This window comes from Curtobacterium sp. MCJR17_055, from assembly GCF_003224335.1.
GTDB lineage: Bacteria > Actinomycetota > Actinomycetes > Actinomycetales > Microbacteriaceae > Curtobacterium.
Window position 1 is genome coordinate 113,929 of record NZ_QKLF01000003.1, and the last position, 16,262, is coordinate 130,190.

General features: G+C 73.4%; 15 protein-coding genes. 5 read left to right on the forward strand and 10 right to left on the reverse strand.

Annotation, left to right across the window (positions count from 1 at the left end; translation table 11 throughout):
- Positions 1-9 precede the first annotated feature (9 nt).
- Together DEJ16_RS08050 and DEJ16_RS08055 are read left to right on the forward strand one after the other, a co-directional pair.
- On the forward strand, positions 10-1,512 hold the full coding sequence (locus DEJ16_RS08050) for a GntP family permease (protein WP_110825147.1): 1,503 nt from the start codon (positions 10-12) through the stop codon (positions 1,510-1,512).
- Positions 1,509-2,051 (forward strand): gluconokinase, encoded by a 543-nt coding sequence (locus DEJ16_RS08055; RefSeq protein ID WP_110825146.1) that lies wholly within the window; start codon positions 1,509-1,511, stop codon positions 2,049-2,051. The genes DEJ16_RS08050 and DEJ16_RS08055 overlap by 4 nt, the downstream gene beginning before the upstream one ends.
- A 38-nt stretch (positions 2,052-2,089) precedes the next feature.
- Here the strand turns inward: DEJ16_RS08055 and DEJ16_RS08060 are convergent, their stop codons facing one another.
- Positions 2,090-3,094 carry an SPFH domain-containing protein gene (locus DEJ16_RS08060; protein ID WP_146232849.1) on the reverse strand — a complete coding sequence of 335 codons (1,005 nt, stop codon included), beginning with the start codon at positions 3,092-3,094 and terminating at the stop codon, positions 2,090-2,092.
- A gap of 108 nt (positions 3,095-3,202) precedes the next feature.
- Between DEJ16_RS08060 and DEJ16_RS08065 the strand changes: the two genes are divergently transcribed.
- Complete coding sequence (locus DEJ16_RS08065; RefSeq protein WP_110825144.1) at positions 3,203-4,519, forward strand: cytochrome P450; 1,317 nt, start codon at positions 3,203-3,205, stop codon at positions 4,517-4,519.
- 21 nt (positions 4,520-4,540) lie between these two features.
- Here the strand turns inward: DEJ16_RS08065 and DEJ16_RS08070 are convergent, their stop codons facing one another.
- Complete coding sequence (locus DEJ16_RS08070) at positions 4,541-5,026, reverse strand: tetratricopeptide repeat protein (protein WP_110825143.1); 486 nt, start codon at positions 5,024-5,026, stop codon at positions 4,541-4,543.
- A gap of 21 nt (positions 5,027-5,047) precedes the next feature.
- Positions 5,048-6,712, reverse strand: a complete 1,665-nt coding sequence (locus tag DEJ16_RS08075; RefSeq protein WP_110825142.1) for an ABC-F family ATP-binding cassette domain-containing protein — start codon at positions 6,710-6,712, stop codon at positions 5,048-5,050.
- A gap of 106 nt (positions 6,713-6,818) precedes the next feature.
- On the opposite strand from DEJ16_RS08075, the gene DEJ16_RS08080 reads away from it, so the two are divergent.
- The gene (locus tag DEJ16_RS08080) at positions 6,819-7,787 is read left to right on the forward strand and encodes an NAD-dependent epimerase/dehydratase family protein (protein ID WP_110825141.1); all 969 of its coding nucleotides are present in this window, start codon (positions 6,819-6,821) and stop codon (positions 7,785-7,787) included.
- Here DEJ16_RS08080 and DEJ16_RS08085 read toward each other — a convergent pair.
- The gene (locus DEJ16_RS08085) at positions 7,784-8,545 is read right to left on the reverse strand and encodes a hypothetical protein (RefSeq protein ID WP_110825140.1); all 762 of its coding nucleotides are present in this window, start codon (positions 8,543-8,545) and stop codon (positions 7,784-7,786) included. The genes DEJ16_RS08080 and DEJ16_RS08085 overlap by 4 nt on opposite strands.
- Before the next feature lie 71 nt (positions 8,546-8,616).
- Here DEJ16_RS08085 and DEJ16_RS08090 point away from each other — a divergent pair, with 71 nt between their 5' ends.
- Positions 8,617-10,056, forward strand: a complete 1,440-nt coding sequence (locus DEJ16_RS08090) for an amidase (protein WP_110825139.1) — start codon at positions 8,617-8,619, stop codon at positions 10,054-10,056.
- Between the two features lie 145 nt (positions 10,057-10,201).
- Here the strand turns inward: DEJ16_RS08090 and DEJ16_RS08095 are convergent, their stop codons facing one another.
- The 6 genes from DEJ16_RS08095 to DEJ16_RS08120 all read right to left on the reverse strand — a co-directional run bounded on the left by DEJ16_RS08095 (position 10,202) and on the right by DEJ16_RS08120 (position 16,243).
- Entirely contained in the window at positions 10,202-11,014 is an 813-nt protein-coding gene (locus tag DEJ16_RS08095) for an ABC transporter ATP-binding protein (RefSeq protein ID WP_375232116.1), read from the reverse strand.
- Positions 11,011-11,814 (reverse strand): ABC transporter ATP-binding protein, encoded by an 804-nt coding sequence (locus DEJ16_RS08100; protein ID WP_110825138.1) that lies wholly within the window; start codon positions 11,812-11,814, stop codon positions 11,011-11,013. Before DEJ16_RS08100 ends, DEJ16_RS08095 begins: the two co-directional genes overlap by 4 nt.
- A complete protein-coding gene (locus DEJ16_RS08105) occupies positions 11,811-12,710 on the reverse strand; it encodes an ABC transporter permease (protein ID WP_110825230.1) in 900 nt (299 codons plus the stop codon). The genes DEJ16_RS08100 and DEJ16_RS08105 overlap by 4 nt, the downstream gene beginning before the upstream one ends.
- 2 nt (positions 12,711-12,712) lie before the next feature.
- The gene (locus tag DEJ16_RS08110; protein ID WP_110825137.1) at positions 12,713-13,666 is read right to left on the reverse strand and encodes an ABC transporter permease; all 954 of its coding nucleotides are present in this window, start codon (positions 13,664-13,666) and stop codon (positions 12,713-12,715) included.
- Between the two features lie 9 nt (positions 13,667-13,675).
- A complete protein-coding gene (locus DEJ16_RS08115) occupies positions 13,676-15,175 on the reverse strand; it encodes an ABC transporter substrate-binding protein (RefSeq protein WP_110825136.1) in 1,500 nt (499 codons plus the stop codon).
- A 111-nt stretch (positions 15,176-15,286) separates the two neighbouring features.
- Entirely contained in the window at positions 15,287-16,243 is a 957-nt protein-coding gene (locus tag DEJ16_RS08120) for an alpha/beta fold hydrolase (RefSeq protein WP_181419528.1), read from the reverse strand.
- Between the last annotated feature and the right edge of the window lie 19 nt (positions 16,244-16,262).

Sequence of the window (16,262 nt, forward strand, 5' to 3'; positions counted from 1 at the left end):
GGGGCGCAGATGCCTCACCTCCAGACCTCGGCGGCGGGCACCCTGCTCGCGGCGGGCCCCGAGCCGGTCGAACCGTCGGGCACGATCCCACAGCTCGTCATCGCTGCCCTCGTCGGCATCGTGGTGATCATCGCGCTCATCACCTGGCTCAAGGTGCACCCGTTCGTCGCCCTGACGATCGGCGCGCTCGGCGTCGGTCTCGGCGCGGGTCTCGCCCCGGAACAGACGGTCACGAGCTTCGGCAACGGCTTCGGCGCGACCATGACGAGCGTCGGCATCCTCGTCGGGCTCGGGTCGATGTTCGGCAAGCTGCTCGTCGACTCCGGCGCCGCCGACCGGGTCGTCGACACGCTGGTCCGCCGGTCCTCGGCCGCCGCCCTGCCCTGGACGATGGCGCTCATCGGCGCGCTCATCGGCCTGCCGATGTTCTTCGAGGTCGGCCTCGTGCTCCTCATCCCGATCATCGTGCTCGTCGCGAAGCGCAGCAGCGTCCCGATCATGAAGATCGCGATCCCGGCCCTCGCCGGCCTGTCGACCATGCACGCGTTCGTCCCACCGCACCCCGGTCCGCTCGTGGCCGTCTCGACGGTCGGCGCAGACCTCGGGACGACGCTCGCCTTCGGCATCGTGCTCGCGGTCCCCGTCATCGTCGTCGCCGGTCCGGTGTTCGCCCGCTTCGCGGCACGCTGGGTCGACGTCCCCGCTCCGGACATGTTCGGCTCACGGGACGCGGACCCCGCGCACTCCGGCCGGGAGGCACGCCGCGGCTCCGCCACGCAGGACACGGCGTCCCTGCCGAACGGGAAGAGCGACTTCACCCGGGTCATCAGCGAACCGCGCAGCCCGTCCTTCGCGGTCGCCCTCGTCGGCATCCTGCTGCCCGTCGTGCTCATGCTCGCGCAGGCGATCCGCGAGGCCACGGTGCCGGACGCCGGCGGCGCGTGGGTCGGCGTGCTCGACTTCCTCGGCACGCCGATGATCGCGATCGGCATCGCCACCGTCTACGCGATGGTGTTCTTCGCGGTCGGCGGTGGCATGGACCGGTCGGCCGTCGCGAAGTCCCTCGAGAGCGCCCTGCCGCCGGTGGCCGGCGTCCTGCTCATCGTCGGCGCGGGCGGCGGCTTCAAGCAGGTGCTCATCGACACGGGCATCGGCGGCGTGATCGCCGACGCCGTCCAGGAGTCCGGCGTGTCGGTGCTGCTCGTCGCCTGGGTGGTGTCCGCGCTCGTCCGGGTCGCCACCGGGTCCGCGACCGTCGCGACGGTCACCGCCGCGGGCATCATGGCCCCGATCGCGCAGGACCTCTCGTCCCCGATGACCTCGCTGCTCGTGCTCGCCATCGGTGCCGGGTCGGTCTTCCTGTCGCACGTGAACGACGCCGGGTTCTGGCTCGTCAAGGGCTACCTCAACACGACCGTCGGGCAGACCTTCAAGACGTGGTCGGTGCTCGAGTGCCTCATCTCGGTCACCGGGCTGGTCGGTGTGCTCGTCGCGGGGGTCTTCATCCGATGAGCGGACACGCGACCGACCAGCAGCCGGTACCGCTCGACGCACGGGTGCTCGTGGTCATGGGCGTGTCCGGTTCGGGCAAGTCGACGGTCGCCGCGATGCTCGCCGAGGAGCTCGGATGGGCCTTCGCCGAGGGCGACGACATGCACCCCGCGACCAACGTCGCGAAGATGCAGGCCGGGACACCCCTGAGCGACGAGGACCGGTGGCCGTGGCTCGACGTCGTGGCCGGATGGATCCGCGGACACCTCGCCGCCGGTACGAACGGGGTGGTGACCTGCTCCGCACTCAAGCGGTCCTACCGGGACGTGCTCCGGGCCTCCGGGGTGGTCTTCGTGCACGTCGCGGGGGACCGGGCGCTCCTCGGACAGCGCATGTCGTCACGGTCCGGGCACTTCATGCCGACGTCGTTGCTCGACTCACAGCTGGCGACGCTCGAGCCGCCGCAGGCGGACGAGGTCCACGTCACCGTCGCGGCCGACCGTACCCCTGCCGAGGAGTGCGCCGAGGTGCTGCGGGCGCTGGCGCTCCGGGCCGCGTGAGCAGCGGGCGCTCCGGCACGCGCTGACCGGTCCGCCCGTCACTCCGAGCCGCCGCGCGTGCCGGGCAGGCTGAGGATGTTGTCGCTGCCCTGCGGGACGACGATGAGCGAGCCGTTGTCACCGGCGCTCTTCAGGGCCTCGATCTCCCGCTGCTTCAGCGCGGCGTCCGACAGCGGCTGGCCGTTGAGCACCTTGTTCGCGTCGGCCTGCCCCTGCGCCTCGGCGACCTGCTGCTGCGCCTGGACCTTCTTGGCGTCGAGCAGCGCGCGCTCCTTCGTCACCTGGATCTGTGCCTGCTGCGCGGCCGCGTACGAGTCCGTGACCGACTTCGGGGGCGTGATCTCCTGGAGTGCGAAGTTGTCGACGTGCACGCCCGAGCCCTGCCACCGTCGTTCGAGCGCCTGGATCATGGACTTCTCGACCGCCCCGCGCTTGGTGATGAGGGCGATCGTGGTGAAGTCGTTCGGGACCTGGCGCACGACGCTCCGCACGGAGTTGCCGATGAACTGCGTCTTGAAGTTCTCCTCGGTCTTGTACGACCGGTAGATGTCCGTGACGGCCTTCGCGTCGATGCTGTACTGCAGGTTCAGGCTGATGTTCGACGAGACGCCGTCCCGGTCCTGGACGGTGACGTACGGGCCGGAGCGGACGTTGCCGTTGTTGTCCGAGTCCGAGCCGTTGACCGCGTTGATGTACGTCACCGTCTGGTTGCGGATGTTGAACGTGTGCAGCGTCGCCCACGGCGCCGTGAAGTGGAAGCCGGAGTCGGTCGTCTGCCCGACGATGTTGCCGGAGATGTCCACCTGGACCTTCGACTCGCCGGTGTCCTGCGCGTAGAGGGTGCTCGCGAGCGTGCAGACGGCGAACAGGAAGCCTGCCCCGACGGCGAACCAGGCGGCGACGCGGTTCGGGCGACGGGTGGGTGCCGCTTCCTGGGCCTCTCGACCCGGCGTCGCCGGTCGGGCCGGGGTGGTGTAGGTCCGTGTGCGGAACCACAGCGCAGCGAGCGCGACGACGAGGAAGAGGATGGCGAGCACGAACATGAAGAACACTCCTGGAGTTGGTCTCTGCAGTCTGCCGTACCCCAACGGTCACGGTTCCCGCGGCGGCCCTTGGGAGGACGGCCGGGCGGCTCCCGGCAGCATGGGCGCATGGCGATCGACGACTCCGTGTCCCTGCTCACCCGCGGCTACGGCTTCGGCGCCCACATCTGGCGCCGTGCGTCCGACGGCGCCCGGGCGGTGCCGATGCGGTTCCTGTTCAAGGACGCCCTGCTCGTCCGCGGGAGCGAGGCCGTCGACCTCTTCTACGACGGTGACCGGATCGCCCGCCACGGCGCGATGCCCGCGATCGTCCAGCAGACCCTGTTCGGTGACGGGTCGGTGCACAGCCTCGACGGGGACGAGCACCGGCACCGCAAGGCCACGTTCCTCGACGTCGCGTACGAGGACGAGCAGGTCGCGCGGCTGACCCAGCTCTTCGCGGAGGAGTGGCAGCGCGAACTCGACGACTGGCTCGCCGGTGGGCGCCGGTCCGCCTACGACGCCGCGGTGGGCGCCTTCGGCCGTGCGTCGATGCGGTGGGCGGGACTGCCCGGGACCGCCGATGCGAAGACCCGCTGGGCCGCCCGCCTCGCGCAGATCGTCGACGGGTTCGGTGCACCGTACTCGCCGGAGTACCTGCTCGCCGCGGCCAACCGCTGGTGGTCCGACCGGCACGCCGAGCGACTCATCCGCGCGGTCCGGGCCGGCGAGCTCGAGCCCGCGGAGGGCACTGCGCTGTACGAGTGGGCGTGGCACCGCGACCGCTCCGCGCTGCTCCTGCCCGCTGCGACCGCCGGCATCGAGCTGCAGAACAGCATCCGCCCGATGATCGCCGTCGCCCGGTTCGTCGCGTTCGCCGCCGCGGAGCTACACGACCGCCCGGAGTGGCGCGAGCGCCTCGCCGAGGAGGCCCGCACCCGCGGATCCCTCGTGGACGGCCCGCTGGCGACCGCGTTCGCGCAGGAGATCCGACGGACGGCGCCCTTCGTCCCGATGCTGCCCGGCTGGGCGAGCGAGGACGTCGAGCTCGACGGCGAGCACCTGGCGGCGGGCGGTCGGGTCGTCCTCGACATCCTCGGGACCGACACGGACGAGGCGTCCTGGGCGGAGCCGGAGCGGTTCGACCCGACGCGATTCCTCGGCGTCGACGACTACGAGGCGATCCGGACCTTCATCCCGCACGGCGGAGCGGACCCGGCGACCGGCCACCGGTGCCCCGGGGAGAAGCTCGCGATCGCGGGGCTCGCAGCTGCGGTGGCGACCCTCAGTGACCCGCGACTGACCGTGCTCGACGAGGGCCTCGGGGTCAACCGGCGCCGTCTGCCCACCAAGCCGGCGTCCGGAGGGAAGGTGCGGGCCTCCCGGTCCCACGGCGGCGCGACCCGGTCGGGCGGCTGCCCGTTCCACCGTGTCGGCGGACACTGACCGCGGTGTGGCGCTGCCCGGTCAGTCGCCGGTGAGCGCCGCCGCGTACGCGCGGACCGACCGGTTGTAGCGCGGCAGCGTCGGTTCGATGGTCTCGAGGGCGAGCCGCAGCGCCTCGTCGCTCCGTCCTGCGCTGTGCAGGGCCAGAGCGAGGAACACCGCCGGCGCATCGCCGACGGCCGGGTGTGCCGGTGCGGCCCGGAGCATGGCGATCGCCTCGTCCGTCCGACCGAGGTTCCGCAGCGTCGAGGCGTGCTGGATCACCATCTGTGCAGCAAGGGTCGGGTCGACGGTGTCGAGGCCCGCTGCCGTGGCGCGGGAGTACTCGACGTCCGCCTCGGCCTCCTGCCCACCGGAGTCGTGGGCGCCACCGAGCTCGAACGCGCCGAGCGCCGGGTGCGGTGCCGTCGCCGCGAGGGCACGCATGCGCCGGATCCGGCCCTCGTCGTCGACCTGCGTGTCCGCCCACAGGGCGTCGACGCGCTCTTCCCACTCCGCGAGGTCCATGAGCCCACAGTAGGGCGGGTCTCAGCCCTCGGTGACCCGCCCCGCCTCGACCCGCCACTGCCGGTCGAGCTGCACCGTGTCGAGCATCCGCCGGTCGTGCGTGACGAGCAGCAGCGTGCCCTCGTAGGACTCGAGCGCCTGCTCGAGCTGTTCGATGGCGACGAGGTCCAGGTGGTTCGTGGGTTCGTCGAGCACGAGGACGTTCACCCCGCGGGCCTGCAGCAGCGCGAGTCCGGCGCGGGTGCGCTCGCCGGGGGAGAGCTCACCGGCGGCACGGCCGACGTGGTCCGCCTTCAGCCCGAACTTCGCGAGCAGGGTCCGGACGTCCGCGGTGTTCATCTCCGGCACGAGGCCCTCGAACACGGCCGCGAGCGACTCGGTCCCCGTGAACAGCGACCGGGCCTGGTCGACCTCGCCGATCGCGACGCTCGACCCGGTGGACGCGGTGCCCGTCGTCGGCTCCTGGCGCCCGAGCAACGCGCGGAGCAGGGTCGACTTGCCGGCGCCGTTCGGCCCCGTGATGCCGATCCGGTCGCCGCCGTTCACCTGCAGCGACACCGGCCCGAGCGTGAAGTCGCCCTGCACGTACGTGGCGTCCGACAGGGTCGCCACGACGGCGGAGGACCGCGGGGCCTGGCCGATGGTGAACGCGAGCTGCCACTCCTTGCGCGGCTCCTCCACCTCGTCCAGCCGGGCGATGCGCGACTCCATCTGCCGGACCTTCTGCGCCTGCTTCTCGCTCGACTCGCTCGCGGCCTTGCGGCGGATCTTGTCGTTGTCGGGCGCCTTCTTCATCGCGTTGCGCACGCCCTGGCTGGACCACTCGCGCTGCGTCCGCGCACGGGACACCAGGTCGGCCTTCGTCGCGGCGTACTCGTCGTACGCGTCGCGCTTGTGCTGGCGGGCGATCTCGCGCTCCTCGAGGTACGCGTCGTACCCGCCGCCGAACAGCCGGTTCGAGGACTGCGCGAGGTCGAGTTCCAGGACGGCCGTCACCGAGCGGGCGAGGAACTCCCGGTCGTGGCTGACGAGCACGACCCCGCCGCGGAGGCCGCGGACGAACTCCTCGAGCCGGTCGAGGCCGTCCAGGTCGAGGTCGTTCGTCGGCTCGTCGAGCAGCACGATGTCGAAGCGTGAGAGCAGCAGTGCCGCGAGGCCGACCCGTGCCGCCTGCCCACCGGACAGCGACGTCATGAGCGAGTCCGCCGTGACCGAGCCGTCACGCGCGTCGAGCGTCAGACCGAGGTCGGCGAGCACCACCGGCATCCGCTCGTCGAGGTCGGCGGCGCCCGAGGCCAACCAGCGCTCGAGCGCGACCGAGTACCGGTCCGCCGCGGCATCGCCGGCGTCCGGCTCGCCGAGCGCCAGGGCCGTCGCGTCCATCTCCGCCGCCGCCGCCGCACAGCCGGTCCGTCGTGCGACGTAGGCCGCGACCGTCTCGCCGGGCACGCGCTCGTGCTCCTGCGGCAGCCACCCCACGAACGCGTCGGTCGGTGACAGCGAGACGGTCCCGGCCAGCGGCTCGTCGCCCCCGGCGAGCAGGCGCAGCAGCGTCGACTTCCCGGCCCCGTTCACCCCGACGACGCCGATCACGTCACCGGGTGCGACCGTGAGGTCGAGGGAGTCGAACAGCGTGCGGGCGGCGTAGCCGCCGGCGAGCCCCTTGGCGACGAGCGTGGCGGTCATCCGTCCATCGTCCCACCTCGTCGGGCCGGCCACCGACCGGACGGGAGGCGCGGTGCGCGCCCGTCCTGTGCCTCCCGTCCGGTCCCCACGCTGCCAGACTGACCGCATGCGACGCGTGCTGGTGCTGGGTGGGACCGGATGGCTCGGGCGGGCGATCGCCGAGGCCGCTCTGCGGGACGGCGCGGAGGTGACCTGCCTCGCCCGTGGTGCGTCCGGGGCGCCGCCGACCGGTGCACGCTTCGTCCGGTCCGACCGCTCGGACACCGGCGCGTACGAGCACGTGCTCGGGGACTGGGACGCAGTCGTCGAGCTCGCGACCGACCCGGCGCACGTCGAGGGCGCGCTCGAGGCGCTCTCGTCGGCGGCTGCACACTGGTCGTTCGTGTCGACGGTCTCCGTGTACGCGCGGACCGACCGGGCCGGTGATGACGAGGACGCCCCGGTCGTCGAGCCAGCGGACGTGACGCAGTACCCCGATGCGAAGGCCACCGGCGAGCGCGCCACCCGTCGTGTACGGGGCACGGATGCGCTCGTGGTCCGACCCGGCCTCGTCGTCGGACCGGGTGACCCCAGCGATCGGTTCGGGTACTGGCCCGCTCGGCTCCTCCGCGGCGGCGAAGTGCTGACGCCGGTCCTCGACGACCGGGCGGTGCAGGTCGTCGACGTCGCGGACCTCGCGGCGTGGATCGTCCGGGCAGGACGGACGGGCACGGTCGGCACGGTGGACGCCGTGGGGTCGAGCACGTCGATGCGGACCTTCGTCGACGCGGTGGCGGACGTGACCGGGTTCGACGGGAGGCTCGTGGCAGGCGACGACGACTCCCTCCTGGCGCAGGGGGTCGGCTACTGGGCCGGTCCCATGTCCCTACCGCTCTGGATCCCGGTCAGCGAGGTCGGCTTCGCGCGGCGGGCCGGTCGGGCGTTCCTCGCTGCAGGCGGGACACCTCGGCCGCTCGTCGACACGGTGCGACGCGTCGTCGACGACGAGCGTGCCCGCGGGGTCGGACGGGTCCGGCGGTCGGGGCTGACGGCGGACGAGGAACTGCGGGTGCTCGAGGCGCTTCGGGCGGACTAGCCCGCTGCGGTGCCGCCAGGCCGGTCGGGTGCGATGCTGCCGGGTCGGTCTGCAGCGATGCGGTCGAGCTGCACCGCCGCGTCGAAGGCGATGGTGAGCAGGGACAGCTCGTCGCGCGGGAGCACCGCGGTCAGGAGACGGCCGTCGTCGAGCTCCGCGGCCAGGCCGAGCACGAACGGGTCCGTGTCGAGGAGCAGTCCCGGGCGTTCGGCGCCGTCGACCAGGAGGGGGTGCCCGGACTGGACGCTCCGCTCGTCGACCAGGGTGGGCCAGGTGTGCTCGGCGGTCAGGTCGGGGAGGGCGTGTTCGTCGCGGTACTGGTTGACGAGGACGTTCTGCACGTGCTGGACGAGGGTCTCCGCCGCCGTGGGACGGGTCGGACCGGGTGCGGACCAGTGCGTCTGGACCGCCTCCCAGAGCATCGGGTACCGCAGGCGCTCGACGGTCGCGACGAGCCAGTCCGGGCGCGGCCACGGCGGGACCTCCTCGAGCGACCGCCGCCGCTCGTCGTCCAGCACCGCCAGGTTCACCGGGTCGTCGCGGTCGTCGGGGTTCCGCCAGAGCGTGTACTGCCGGGACACGGTCCTACCGACGAGCACACCGTCGGACTCGCTGGTCTGCACGCCGAGGGAGCCGGAGTCCTCGAGGTGCCGCTGCGCCACGAGACCGGCGACGTCGAACCCGAGCGCACGGACCGCGGCCCGCTGCTCGAGCTCGGGGTCAGGAGCGTCCGCGCCGAGCACTCCGCCGAAGTCCATACGGCGAGCCTGGCCCCGGACCACGGCACGGTCAAGGACCGGGTCCGACCGCGTCCGCCTAGGCTCGGTCCGTGTTCGAACTCCACCACCTGTCCGCGCAGGAACTCTGGGACTGGATCCGCCGCGGCGACGCCACCGCCCGCGAGGTCACCGACCACTACCTCGCCCGGATCGACCGGCTCGACGCGGAGCTCGGCGCCTTCGTCACGGTCACCGCCGATGCTGCACGTGCCCGGGCCGACCACCTCGGCGACCTGGTGCCGACGTCACGACCGCTGTGGGGCCTCCCGTCCGGGGACAAGGACCTGACGGACCGTCGCGGCGTCCCCACCCGGTCGGGCACCGCCGCCCTGCCGGGAGACCCGGCGGAGGCCGACCACCCGCTCGTCACCGCGCTCGACGCCGCCGGGGCGATCAGCCTCGGCAAGACGGCCACGCCCGAGTTCGGGATGTCGTCCTCGTCGGAGACGCGGTTCGGCACGACGCGGAACCCCTACGACACCACCCGCGCCCCGGGTGGGTCGTCGAGCGGTGCCGCCGTCGCCGTGGCAGCCGGGCTGCTGCCGGCGGCCGTCGGGTCCGACGGCGGAGGCTCGGTGCGGATCCCGGCGGCGGCCACCGGCCTGGTGGGGCTCAAGCCGAGTCGCGGCCGGGTGCCGTCCATGCCCGGACGCGCCGGGCTGGGCGGACTGGCCGTCGCCGGACCGCTCACCCGGACGGTCGCCGACGCCGGGATGCTCCTCGACGCGCTCGTGGCACCGACCGGGCTGCCGGAGCGCCAGCCGTACGCGCTCGTGACGCCCGACGTCGGCGACGGCCCCTTCACCGCGGCCGCCGTCCGGGGCGAGGGGCGGTTCGTCGTGGGCGTGCTCGAGGGCTCGCCGTGGGACGACTCCGTCGACGTGGTCGTCGACCCGGCCGCGCGCGAGGCGGTCGACACGGCCGTGCGGGTCCTCGGCGAGGTCGGGCACGGGGTCGAGGACGTGGCGATGCCGTGCGCGCCGTACGCCGAGCCGTTCCGGGTCGCCTGGGAGTCCTCCGGTGCTGGGATCGCCCGGATCCCGGGCATCGACCTGCGTGCTCTGACGCCCCTCGTCGCCTGGCTGGTGGAGCGCGGGCGGGCGGTGACGAGCACGCAGGTCCTCGATGCGATGGCCGGGCTCGACGCGTTCTCGATCGCCCTGATCCGGGCGTTCGACCGGTTCGACGCGGTCCTCACGCCGACCCTCGCGATGACCCCGCGGCCCCTCGGCTGGTACGGCGACGACCCGGAGGAGGACTTCCGCCGCCAGTGCGCGTACTCGCCGTGGACGTCGATGGCGAACGTGTCGGGGCTGCCCGCGATCACGTTGCCCGTCGGGGTCACCGCCGAGGGACACCCGGACGGCGCGGGCCTGCCGATGGGCGTGCAGCTGATCGGGCGCCCGGGTGGCGAGCGGATCCTGTTGGCGATCGGGGCGCAGCTCGAACGGCGGCTGCGCTGGCAGCGGAGGCACCCGGCCGGCTGGTAGCGCCGTCGACGCCCGAGCGCCGAGTGCCCTGCGCCGCCCGTCGCGGTTCCACGATTCGCCGCTCGCTCACCGTCCAGGTTCCACGATCGTCACATCTGGCGGCGCGAGATGCCGCGGTTCTGGAACCCGGGGGAGGAGCGCGCCGCTACGGCAGCGTCGGTGCCGCCGCGACCAGCGCCCGCGTGACCTCGTGGGCAGGAGCGTCGAGCAGGGACACCGGCCCGTGCTCGACGATGCGCCCGGCGCTCATCACGGCGACGGTGTCGCACAGCCGCTGGACGACGCCGATGTCGTGCGAGACGAGCACGACCGTCGCGCCGAGGTCGTCGACGAACGAGCGGAACAGGTCGATCACGCGCGCCCGGACCACCACGTCGAGGGCGCTCATCGGTTCGTCCCCGAACAGGATCCGCGGACGGTGCACCACCGCCCGCGCGATCGCGATGCGCTGCCGCTGCCCGCCGGAGAACTCGTGCGGGTACCGGTCCGCGGCATCGGCGGGCAGGTCGACCCGTTCGAGCACGGCGGCGACCATCGCCCGGTGGTCGCCTTCGATCCGCAGCGCCCGGAGGGGCTCGGCGACGACGGCCCCGACGCGCATCCGCGGGTCGAGCGAGGCGACCGGGTCCTGGAGGACGATGCCGGTCTCCCGCCGGTACCACCTGCCGGCGGCGGCCGAAGCGCGGGCGTCCACGGAGCGGCCGGAGGCGTGCACGGTGCCGGTGGAGGGGGCCTCCAGTCCGGCCAGCAGACGGACGAGGGTCGACTTGCCGGACCCGGACTCACCGACGATGCCGAGCCGGGAACCGGCGGCGACGGTGAGGTCGACGCCGTCGACGGCGGTGCGGAGCGCGCCGGGTTCGAACGGTCCGCGGCGGGGGAGTCGGTAGGTGCGGTGCAGGTCGGCGGCGGCGAGTGCCGGTGCGCCCGCAGTGGCCGGTGCTGGGAGGTCGGTCACGGGGTCCTCCTGGCGGTGGCGCGGGCCGCGTCGACGAGCGCCGCGGTGGCGGGGTGCCGGGGCGCGGCGAGCAGGTCGGCGACCCGGCCCTGCTCGACGACACGTCCGGCCTCCAGCACGACCGCGGTGTCGGCGATCCGGGACAGCACCGCCAGGTCGTGCGTCACGAAGAGCATGCCGGCCCCCCTGGAGGCGGTGAGCGACTCGAAGAGGTCGAGGATCCGGGCCTGCGTGGTGACGTCCAGGGCGGTGGTCGGCTCGTCGGCGACCAGCAGGTCCGGTTCCCCCGCCATCGCCATCGCGATGCAGACACGCTGCCGTTGGCCGCCGGACAGCTGGTGCGGGTACTGGCGGAGGAGCAGCTCGGGGTCGGGCAGGCCGACGTCGCGCGCGAGGCCGACGGCGGCCTCGGCGGCCGCCCGGCGGTCGAGCCCGCGGTGCAGGCGCAGCGGTTCGGCGATCTGCTTCCCCACCCGGCGGAGCGGGTCGAGTGCGGTGCCGGGCTCCTGGAACACCATGCCGATCGCGGCGCCGCGGGTCCGCGCGCGCTCGCGGTCCGGCAGCCCGACGAGCTCACGCCCGTCCAGACGGATGCTGCCGGTGACGGCCGCACCCGCCGGTTCCAGACCCATCAGCGCGAGCGCCGTCATGGACTTGCCGGACCCGGACGCGCCGATCACGCCGACGCGACGGCCGGGAGGCACGGCGAACGTCACGTCGTCGAGCACCGTCCGGTCGGCGATCCGGACCGTCAGGCCGCGGACGTCCAGACCACGCGAGGTGGGGGCGTCGGCGGTCATGCGATGCCCTCCGACCCGGTGACGCCCGGGACCCCGTCAGCAGGGCGGGCACCGCGGTCGTCGCCGTCCCGTCGGCCGGTGCCGAGCCGGGGGTCGGTCGCGTCGCGGACGGCGTCACCGAGGAGGGAGAGCGCCGCGACGACGACCGCGATCGCGGCACCCGGCCAGGTCGCACTCCAGGGGTGGACACCGATGTAGGTCTGCAGGTCGGACAGCAACCGTCCCCACGAGGCCGTGCCCGCATCGGCGCCGTAGCCCAGGTAGGACAGGCCGGCCTCGGCGAGGACCGCCGTCGCCATCGCGAGGGACAGCTGCACGGTGAACAGGGGCGCGGCGTTCGGGACGAGGTGCCGGAAGAGCACGCCGGCCGGACCGACGCCGGAGGCCCGCGCTGCGACGACGTAGTCGCTCCGGGCGATGCGGCGGATCTCCCCGCGGGCGACGCGGGCGATCGTCACACCGGAGGCGAGTCCGACGGACACGACGACGACGCCGAGGGAGCCGCCGTACACCGCGGTGAGGAGCATCGCCGTGAGCAGGGTGGGGAAGGCGACGAGCACGTCGAGCAGCACGGCCGTCCCCTCGCGGACCCAGCGCGCGGTGAGCGACCCGATCGCGGTGAGGACGACGCCGACGACGCTCGCGATGACGCCGGAGCCGACCGCGACGACGAGCGTGGTGCGGGTCCCGGCGAGCAGGTAGCTGGCGATGTCGCGGCCGACGGCGTCGGTGCCGAACCAGTGCGCGGCACTCGGTCGACCCCACTGCGCCGCGGGGTCGGTGCGGAACGGGTCCTGCGGTGTCCAGACGAGCGACACGGCTGCGAGGACGACGAGCAGCCCGAGGACGACCACGGCGAAGAGCCCGGTCGGGGTGCGGAGCAGACGACGGAGCACGGTCACGAGGCGGCCTCCCGCTGCCGGGGGTCGAGCGCACGGTGGAGCACGTCGACGGCGAACCCGACGAGCAGCACGAGACCGGTGAGGACGAGGAGTTCGGACTGCACCTTCGTGATGTCCCGCCGGCCGACGTCGGTGACGAGCATCCGGCCGACGCCCGGGAGCGAGAAGACCTGTTCGACGACGACCGCTCCGACGAGCAGCCCGGCGATCTGCACCCCGAGGACGGCGAGCACGGTCAGGGCGACGCTGGGCAGGCCGTGCCGGAGCAGAGCGCGGGTCTTCGTGAGCCCGACCGCTGCGGCGGTCCGGACGTGGTCGGCGTCGAGGACGGACAGCGTCGCCGAGCGGGTGAAGCGCAGGATGACGGCGCCCTCGACCGCACCGATCGTCAGCGCGGGGAGGACGAGCGCGGCGAACGCCCGGCCCGGCGCCCGCCAGCCGTCGAGCGGGAAGCCCTGCACCGGCAGCCAGTGCAGCGTCACGGCGAACAGCGCGACCAGGAGCAGCCCGGCCCAGACCACCGGGACCGCCGCGACGGCCTGTGCGGCGAACGAGATCACCGCCCCACCCGGACGGCGGCGGAGGACCGCGGCGAGGACCCCGAGCGGGACGCCGACCACGAGGGCGGCGGCCAGGGACATGCCGGCCAGCGGCAGCGTGACCGCGAGCTTCTCCGCGATCTCCGGTGCGACCGGCCCGCGGGTCACGAGCGAGTTCCCGAGGTCGCCGTGGAACAGCCCGCCGATCCAGTCGAGGTACTGCAGGACGACCGGACGGTCGAGCCCGAGCTGCTCCCGGAGCGCTGCGACCTGCGCGGGCGTCGCCTCGGCCCCGGCGACGACCTGTGCGACGTCCCCGGGGAGCACGCGCAGCGTCGCGAAGACGATCAGGCTCGCCACGAGCAGGCCGACGGCGAGCAGGAGCACCCGCCCGACGAGGAATCGGGTCACGGTGCGATGCTACGAGACCGCGAGGTCCGCCAGGTCCAGCCGGGTCGTGGTGCTGTCGAACGGGAAGCCCGAGACGCCGTCACGGACCGCGGTCGTCGTCGTCGCGGTGTACAGCCACTCGGCAGCGGCGTCCTCGCTGACGATCCGGGCGGCCTGTCGCAGCGCCTGGACCTTCTCGTCTTGGTCGGTGGTGGCGAGGGCCGCGGCGTACAGCCGTTGCACCTGTGCGTTGTCGTAGCCGAAGTAGTAGTCCGGGTCCGCCCAGTTGCCGAAGTCCCGCGCCTCGGTGTGGTTGACCATGCTGAGGTCGAAGTCCTTCTTCGTGAACACCGTGTCGAGCCAGGTGGCGAAGTCCACGCGCCGCACCTTCAGCGTGATGCCGACCTCGGCGAGCTGCGAGGTCAGGACGTCGCCGATGGCCGTCGGGTAGACGTTCGCGTACGTGAGGGTGAGCGTGGGCTTCGTGACGCCGGCCTGCCGCAGGAGCTTCCGCGCCGACGCGGGGTCGTACGCGTCGATGTCGGTCAGGTCCTGGTAGCCGGGGTCGAGCGCCGGGATGGGGCCGCCCTGCTCGACGCCGCCGCCGCCGATGGCCGTGATGACCGCCTTGGGGTCGATCGCCTGCCGGATCGCCTTGCGCACGCGGACGTCGTCGAAGGGCGCCTTCCGGTCGTTGAAGGCGAGCGTGTACTTGTCGGTGGTCTTGCCGGTGTGCAGGGTGATGCCGGAGGTGCCCTCCAGCTGCCCCTTCAGCGTGCCGTCCACCGCGGTCTGGACGTCGAGGTCCCCGCCGGCCATCGCGTTGACGGCCGTGGACGGGTCGGTGATGTACCGGAAGACGACCGTGCCGACCTTCGCCTTCGGACCCCAGTAGTCCGGGTTCCGCTTGAAGGTGAGCGAGTCGCCCTGCTTCCAGTTCGCGACCTCGAACGGCCCGGTGCCGTTCGCGGTCTTCGTCCGGTCGCCGTCAGCGCCCTGCTCGAGCACGAGCCCGGCGCGTCCGGTCAGGTTCCACAGGAGTTCGGAGTCGGGCCGGGTGAGCCGGAGCTGCACCTGGTCGTCGCCGGTCGCCGTCACGGTGTCGACCGAGGCGAGGTCGTCCGCGTCGACGTAGGAGTCGTTCGCCTTGACGTCCTCGAGCGAGGACACGACGTCGTCCGCCGTGAGCGGCTCGCCGTCCTGGAAGGTGACGCCCTCGCGGAGCGTGAACGTGTACGTCAGGCCGTCGTCCGAGACCTCGTGCGAGGACGCCAGCACGTCGCGGATCCCGCCGTCGGCGGTCCGGCCGACGAGCCCCTGGTAGACGTTGTCGATGAGGACCTGGTCGAGCGCGTTGCCGGACTGGGTGCGGATGTCGAGGCTCGTCGGTTCGAGCACCAGGCCGACCCGGACCGTCGCGTCGGGACCGCCACGGGTCTCGTCGGGGCCGCCGGAGCAGCCGGCCAGGGCGACCGAGGTCGCGACGACGAGTGCTGTCGCGGCGAGTGCGGTGCGGTGGAGCGGACGCATGCTGGGTTCCTTCCCGGAGCCGGGCCACGCAGGGTCCGGAACGAGGGCGGCGCGACGACGGTCGTCAGCGGCGCTCGGACGAGGCTACCGGGATGCGTCGCACCGGCGGTGTCAGGGCTCCGACGAAGTCGAGGGGGGTTCTTCGACGCCGTCCGACAAACCGTGCGTGGTCGCCCAGGACCGGATGGCAGCGGCGAGGGGCAGGGGCGCCTGCGTCTGCACCGCGTGCCGGGACGCGACCGTGACGATCGTGGCATCCGGGAGCCGTTCGGCGAAGGACTGGTGCAGCTTGGGGGAGACGTACCCGCGGTCCCCGCGCACGAGCAGCAGCGGTACGTCCAGCTGCTCCAGGTCCGGCCAGGCGTCGGCGAAGCGCCCGACCGAGGCCGACCGTCCGACGCCGAGGTGCGGGAAGTGGTGGCGTCGCACCAGCCGACCGTCGGCACCGAGCCGCGTGGTGTGCCGGGCCTCGCGGAGCAGCGTGGGTCGGTCGTCGCCGACGCGGGCCGCGATCGCCCGGTCGACGACCTCGTCGAGGTCCGAGAACGGTTCCTCGGCCTCCAGTGCGCGGGCGATCCGGTCGACGGCGCGCTGCGCGAAGTCCGGCGACATGTCGACCAGCACGAGACCGGTGACACGCTCCGGTGCGAGGGCGGCGAGGCGGGCGGACAGGATCGCGCCGAGGGAGTGCCCGACGACGATGCCCGGCGGGACGTCCAGGGCGTCGAGCGCGGCGAGGACGGTGGGGGCCGTGGTGGTGGCGGCGTAGTCGGCGTCTGCACGCCACGCGGACCGCCCGTGCCCGGGCAGGTCGAGCGCGACGGCCGGCTCGTCGACGGCGATCGCGGTCTGGTCGAAGCTGTGCGCGTCGATGCCGAGCCCGTGCAGGTAGGTGATCCGGGCCTCCCGAGCGGGGACCGGCGGACCGGTGCGCGACCAACGGATCGCCGACACGTCACCACCGGGGACGGTCGGCACCACCTGCCGGGAGGCGCGGAGCGGCTCCGTCACGCCGCTCGCGGCGGCCAGGGCGGGGACGTCGGAGAACTCGTCATCGTGCACGGACACCGTCCCAGTGTCGCAGCCG